This window comes from Streptomyces mesophilus, assembly GCF_040300965.1.
GTDB classification, from domain to species: Bacteria; Actinomycetota; Actinomycetes; order Streptomycetales; family Streptomycetaceae; genus Streptomyces; species Streptomyces mesophilus_A.
The window spans coordinates 1-4,981 of record NZ_JBEPEW010000278.1 but is presented as its reverse complement, the minus strand read 5'-3'; the positions used below and the strand labels follow the sequence as shown (position 1 = coordinate 4,981).

Genomic DNA, 4,981 nt, shown 5'->3' with positions numbered 1-4,981 from the left:
CCGAGGTACGCCGCGTCCGTCTCGCCGTGCCGCCCGTCGCGCTCGGCCGGCTCGACGAGCTCGGCGAGTGGCTCGCCGCGGCCCAGGGCTCCGTGCCGGTGAAGCCGGTACGGCAGCCGAAGGTGCTGCTGTTCGCGGGCGACCACGGCGTGGCCGGGCTCGGCGTCTCCGCACGGGCGGCCGACAGCGCGAGCGAGCTGGTGCGGGCCGTACTCGACGGAGCGAGCCCGGTCGCCGTGCTCGCCCGGCACGCCGAGGTGCCGGTGCGCGTGGTGGACGTGGCGCTCGACTGCGACCCCGAGACCCTGCCCGCGGAGGTGGGCGGCCACCGGGTGCGGCGCGGGTCGGGCCGTATCGACATCGAGGACGCCCTCACCGCCGAGGAGGCCGAGCAGGCCTTCCGCGCCGGTATGGCGATCGCCGACGAAGAGGCCGACGCGGGCACGGACCTGGTGGTGCTCGGCGATCTCAGCGTGGGCGGCACCACCCCGGCCGCAGTCCTCGTCGCCGCACTCTGCGGCACCGACGCCTCGGTGGTCACCGGGCGCGGCGGACAGCCCATCGACGACCTGGCCTGGATGCGCAAGTGCGCCGCGATCCGCGACGCGCTGCGCCGCGCACGGCCCGTACTCGGCGACCAGCTGGCGCTCCTGCGGACCGTCGGCGGCGCGGATCTCGCCGCGATCACCGGCTTCCTGCTGCAGAGCGCGATCCGGCACACCCCGGTGATGCTCGACGGCGTGGTCTCCGCAGCCTGCGCGCTGGTCGCCCAGCGCATCGCGTTCCGCGCGCCGGACTGGTGGCTGGCCGGGCAGACCAGCGGGGAGCCGGGCCAGGCCAAGGCCTTCGACCGGCTCGCCCTCGAACCGCTCCTCGCGCACGGGGTGACGGCGGGCGAGGGCACGGGCGCCCTGCTCGCACTGCCGATGGTCCGCGCGGCTGCGGCGCTGGCGGCGGAACTCCCGGTGCGGGGGCTCCCGGACGAGAAGCCCGAGGATGACGTCGTCCTGGCCGCCGACGCCCAGGACGACGCCACCCGGATCGCCGACACCAACACCGACCCCGAGCCCGCCGCCTGAGGATCCGTCACGCCTGAGGTTCCGTCACGTCTGATCCGTATGGCGCTCCCTGACCCCGTATTGCCCGATTCGCCCCATAGGATCGGCTTTCATGGGAGAGGCCGGACGTGAGCCAGAAGCCGCCGCCGAGCTGCGGGCGGCGGCGCACCGCAGACGGGCGGCGGGCTTCGCCGTCTGGTATCTGCGCGGTGTCGCGTTCCTGAACTTCCTGAGCGCGTTCTGGGTCTCCTTCGCGCAGGATCTGCGGCGCCACAACACCGACGACTTCTTCACCCCGTATCTGCTGACCGCGGGCTTCGCCTCGGGTCTGTTCACGCTCTTCCTGGCCGTGACGATGCGGCGCCGCAAGCGCGCCGCGTGGATCCTCAACTCCGTGCTCAGCGGCTCGTTCCTGGCGCTCTTCGCCTTCGCGCTGCTCTTCCCCGAGATCCGCCGGCATCCGCAGAACTGGATCTCGCTCGGCCTGACCGCCGCCTTCGTCGGCGCGCTCGTGATCGGCCGCAAGGAGTTCTACGCGAAGGGCGACCGCTCCAACCCGAAGCTGGCCGCCGCCGTCGGCGCCGGCGGGCTGCTCGTGACCTCGCTGCTCGCGGCGCTCCTGGTCACGGTCACCGACCAGGGCCGCACCGCCGGGTTCATCGAGCGCTGGCGGTACGGGACCGTACGCCTGGTCTCGCTCGCGGCGGACGAGGCGCACCCGACGATCACCACGCCCGGTTGGGTCGACGTCTCCATCAACGTCCTGAGCACGGGGCTCCTGCTCGCCGTCCTGTATGCCGCGTTCCGCTCGCGGCGCGCGGTGGATCCGCTGACCGAGGACGACGAGAAACGGCTGCGCGAACTCCTCGACCGCCGGGGCGAACGCGATTCCCTCGGCTACTTCGCGCTGCGCCGCGACAAGAGCGTCGTGTGGTCCCCCAGCGGCAAGGCGGCCGTCACGTACCGCGTCGTCGGCGGGGTCTCGCTCGCGTCCGGTGATCCGCTCGGCGACCCCGAGGCCTGGCCGGGCGCGATCGAGCCGTGGCTCGCCGAGGCACGGGAGCACGGCTGGGCGCCGGCGGTGATCGGGGCGAGCGAAGAAGGCGGCACGATCTATGCGCGGCACGGGCTCGACGCACTGGAGCTGGGCGATGAAGCACTCGTCGAGACCGCCGAGTTCACCCTTGAGGGGCGAGCGATGCGCACCGTCCGCCAGGCCCACAACCGCGTCCAGCGCGCCGGCTACCGGGTCCGGATCCGGCGGCACGAGGACATTCCGGCCGAGGAGCTCTCGTATCTCCTGCAAAGGGCCGACGACTGGCGTGACGGCGCCACCGAGCGCGGCTTCTCGATGGCGCTCGGGCGGCTCGGCGACCCCGAGGACGGGAGGTGCGTGATGGTCGAATGCACCGATGGCGAGGGGGAGTTGAGGGCGCTGCAGTCCTTCGTGCCCTGGGGCCCCAAGGGCCTGTCCCTCGATCTGATGCGGCGTGACCGGGACGCCGACAACGGCCTGATGGAGTTCATGGTCATCGAACTGCTCAGGCGGTCCGGCGAGATCGGCATCGCGCAGGTCTCCCTGAACTTCGCGATGTTCCGCTCGGTCTTCGAACGCGGCGCCCGGATCGGCGCGGGTCCCGTGCTCCGTATGTGGCGCTCCTTGCTCAGCTTCTGCTCGCGCTGGTGGCAGATCGAGTCCCTGTACCGCGCGAACGCCAAGTACCGGCCGATCTGGGAGCCGCGGTTCCTGCTCTTCGAGAAGAGCGGCGATCTGGTCCGGATCGGGGTCGCGGCGGCCCGCGCGGAAGGCTTCCTGGAGGCTCCCGGTCTTCCCAAGTGGATGCACCGGCGCCACCTGGAGTCGCACCGGTGACCCCCGCCGGCGTCGTACGGGCGGAGTGGGGTCCGCTGTACCGGGCCGTGCGCGACGGCCTCCGTACGAAGAAGTGGCGCGCCATCCCGGTGACGCTCGCCGCGGTCTGCCTGACCGCGCTGATGCAGTACGTCCAGAACCAGGAGTGGGGCTACCAGTTCGTCCAGAACCTCGGCTCCGTACGCGCCGAGGACCCGCTCTGGCTCGCGCTTCTGCGGACCCCTCTCTCCCTGTTCGTACCGGCGCTCGATCTGCCGGTCTGGGGAGCGCTCGGGCAGATCCTGCTCGTGTTCGGGATCGCGGAGATCACGCTCGGCTGGTGGCGGATGCTCGTCATCGGATACGTGGCGACGCTGGCCGGCACGCTGTACGCACGGCTCGGGATCTGGCTCGGCGAGGACCGGCCGCTCGGGCTGCCCGCATCGGACGCGCAGGTGGTCGACACCGGCCCTTCGGCGGCGGTGGTGGGCCTCGCGGTCTTCGTGTGCTGGCGCTACCGGGCCTGGTTCACGATGGCGCTCGTGATCGGCGCGATGGTCGTCGAGACGGTGATCGACGACAACCTCGCGGGCCGGGAACACCTCGCGGCGATCGTCGCGGTGCTGCTCCTGTGCGGTGTCTCCGCGCTGCGTCAGCGCCGCCGTTCGGGCATGTGGTCGGGGCCGGGGGCCGGATCGGGGTCGACCACCGAGCCGCGCCGCGGCTCCGCGTCGAAACGGCCGCCGAGCAGCTCCTGAACCTTCCGCCGCGGCTTCGACCAGCGGCGGTCGTGGTGGTAGGCGCGCAGACCGCCCTTCGAGCGGGCCCGGGGGCGGTTCCGGTAGAAGAGCTTCCACCAGGGTGAGCCGGGGCGGGCGAGCCGGATCGCGCCGAAGATCGCCACACCCGGCACCACGATCCCGAACAGGGCCATCCGCGGTTTGCCCTTGGCGAGGGCGATGAGCGCGAAGAAGAAGTTCGTGGCGGTGTTCATCACGACGAAGACGCGGCTGTGCCGCTCCTCGGTGGTGAGTTCATTGACGCCGAACGGCAGGAAACCGCCGAGCACCAGCGCGACAAGGGCCGCGGTGATCACCACGATCTCCACGCTCTTGCGGCCCGCCTCGCTCCAGTAGACATCGTCCAGGTGCAGGATCAGCGCGAACTCGTCGAGCACGAGCCCCGCACCGAGTCCGAAGAGCACCGCCGAGACGAGCGAGCCGAAGCTGTGCCGGCCGGCGGCGACCGCGCCGAAGCCACCGATGATGGTCAGGATGATGCCGGGCACGACGTGGTGGATGTGCAGATCGCCGGCCTTCACGTTCCCGAAGGGGCCTTTGCCCGCCCGGATCATCCGCGTGATGATCCGGGTCACCAGGAACGACAGGACGAAGGAGACCAGCGCGAGCAGCAGTGGCAGCTTCCCCGGTTCGAGGATGTTCCGGTACCACCAGTGATCCACGCCACGCCCTCCCTACCTGTCACGGTATGCGCCAGTTTCTTGGCGTATGCGCAAATTTACGCGCGAGGGCGGCGGTTAGCCTGCCGCGGTGACTCAACAGGACTCCGCTCGCCTCATCGATGGCGTGCGCTTCACCTTCGGCACGCTCACCGTGCTGCCGATACGGGTGGAGCGCTGGGACCGGGCGGCCGCGCGTATCGGCATGCTGTGCGCGCCGCTCGCCGGCCTGGTCGTCGGCCTGTTCTCAGCCGCGCTCGGCGGGCTCCTGCTGCTGCTCGGCGCGGGCGCGCTGCTCGCCGCCGTCGCGACCACGGCGGTCCCCGCGCTCCTGACGCGGGCGCTGCATCTCGACGGGCTCGCGGACACGGCGGACGGCCTCGGCAGCGGCAAGCCCGCCGACGAAGCACTGACGATCATGAAGCGCTCGGACATCGGCCCGTTCGGCGTCGTCACGCTGCTCTTCGCCCTGCTCGCTCAGGTCGCGGTCCTCTTCCAGCTGTACGAGGAGGGCGGCTGGGCCCACGGCGCGGTCGCCGCGGCCGTGGCCCATGTCGCGGGCCGCACGGCCCTGACGCTGTCCTCTTCCAGCTGTACGAGGCCAGCGTCAGG

General features: G+C 71.7%; 5 protein-coding genes. 4 read left to right on the top strand and 1 reads right to left on the bottom strand.

Going from position 1 to position 4,981, the window contains the following annotated elements; all coding sequences use genetic code 11:
• The 3 genes from ABT367_RS40795 to ABT367_RS40785 all read left to right on the top strand — a co-directional run.
• Positions 1–1,079, top strand: a 1,079-nt coding sequence (locus ABT367_RS40795) for a nicotinate-nucleotide--dimethylbenzimidazole phosphoribosyltransferase (RefSeq protein WP_352258963.1), incomplete at its 5' end; no start/stop codon positions are given.
• A gap of 91 nt (positions 1,080–1,170) precedes the next feature.
• Positions 1,171–2,931, top strand: coding sequence for a phosphatidylglycerol lysyltransferase domain-containing protein (locus ABT367_RS40790; protein WP_352258961.1), 1,761 nt, complete (start codon positions 1,171–1,173; stop codon positions 2,929–2,931).
• The gene (locus ABT367_RS40785; protein WP_352258959.1) at positions 2,928–3,668 is read left to right on the top strand and encodes a hypothetical protein; all 741 of its coding nucleotides are present in this window, start codon (positions 2,928–2,930) and stop codon (positions 3,666–3,668) included. Before ABT367_RS40790 ends, ABT367_RS40785 begins: the two co-directional genes overlap by 4 nt.
• Here ABT367_RS40785 and ABT367_RS40780 read toward each other — a convergent pair.
• Entirely contained in the window at positions 3,563–4,372 is an 810-nt protein-coding gene (locus ABT367_RS40780; protein ID WP_352258958.1) for a hypothetical protein, read from the bottom strand. The genes ABT367_RS40785 and ABT367_RS40780 overlap by 106 nt on opposite strands.
• Positions 4,373–4,460: 88 nt before the next feature.
• On the opposite strand from ABT367_RS40780, the gene ABT367_RS40775 reads away from it, so the two are divergent.
• A partial coding sequence (locus tag ABT367_RS40775; protein WP_352258956.1) for an adenosylcobinamide-GDP ribazoletransferase occupies positions 4,461–4,981 on the top strand: 521 nt, incomplete at its 3' end.

Bases quoted from the DNA above. Each gene is read 5' to 3' on its own strand.
- ABT367_RS40790 (WP_352258961.1), top strand. From the start codon at position 1,171: ATGGGAGAGGCCGGACGTGAGCCAGAAGCCGCCGCCGAGCTGCGGGCG.